Source organism: Candidatus Hepatincolaceae symbiont of Strigamia maritima (genome assembly GCF_055505085.1).
Map to the genome: position 1 here is coordinate 1 of NZ_DBKDTU010000098.1, position 879 is coordinate 879.

Below are 879 nucleotides of genomic sequence, written 5' to 3' on the forward strand. Positions count from 1 at the left end.
TATATAAGATGAAAAGTCGTGCCTTAACTAAAGAAGAATTAGAACTACTATTTACTGATAAATATGGTGTTGTATTTCTATTAATGCATGAGTGTGCTTTAAGATATCAAGAATTACAAAACTTAGATTATAAGAGGATTATTGATAATAATTTTATTTATATTCAAACTATTAAAAATGGAGAGCCAAGGCAAATAGCTATTTCAAACCAATTAAAAAAATTATTACACTCAACTTCTAAAAGAAAATTTAATAAATTAAGATCTATCACTTGTAGAGGGTTTAATAAAAGAATGAAAAAAATTTTAAATCAAAATAACGGCGTTTCAACGCATGCTTTAAGAAAAACCTTAGGTACAAATTTATATAAGGCTACCCGAGACATTTACCATGTGAAGACTTGGTTAGGTCATAAATCTTTAGGATCAACTGGGCATTATATTGATGCAAGTTATGAATTATCTTTTGAGGACGTTTTTAACAAAAAAGAGTAAACACACGTTGGTTGGAGTTTGAACTTTTTTTTCTAATATGTTATAATTAAAGGACGAATAACTGGTCCATATATCCAGTTGGAGTTTGAACTTTTTTTCTAATATATTATGGCATTGCAAAAATCAAAAGAACAAGCTCTACAAAATAATATAAGTATTATAAAAGATTAATTACCTTGAGTATTACAAGTCCAACTATACTTTTTCAAAAGTTCTTGTTCAATTCTATTTAGATCTTTTTCTGGAACTTGCATCACATGAAGATGGGTATATTTATTTTTTAGTATACAACTATCAGCAGGATTGCTTTCATTACTATGTTCTTTTAATCTTGTTTTTAGGTGAACTGTTTGTCCAACATATCCTGGTATCCAAGCATTATTTG

General features: G+C 27.5%; 2 protein-coding genes. One reads left to right on the forward strand and one right to left on the reverse strand.

What is annotated here, in order from left to right:
- Positions 1 to 494 (forward strand): tyrosine-type recombinase/integrase (locus tag ACQCX0_RS02350; RefSeq protein WP_462562555.1); only part of this gene is annotated, 494 nt, incomplete at its 5' end.
- Positions 495 to 661: 167 nt separating this feature from the next.
- Here the strand turns inward: ACQCX0_RS02350 and ACQCX0_RS02355 are convergent.
- Positions 662 to 879: GIY-YIG nuclease family protein (locus ACQCX0_RS02355; RefSeq protein WP_462562556.1), on the reverse strand; the 218-nt coding region annotated here is incomplete at its 5' end.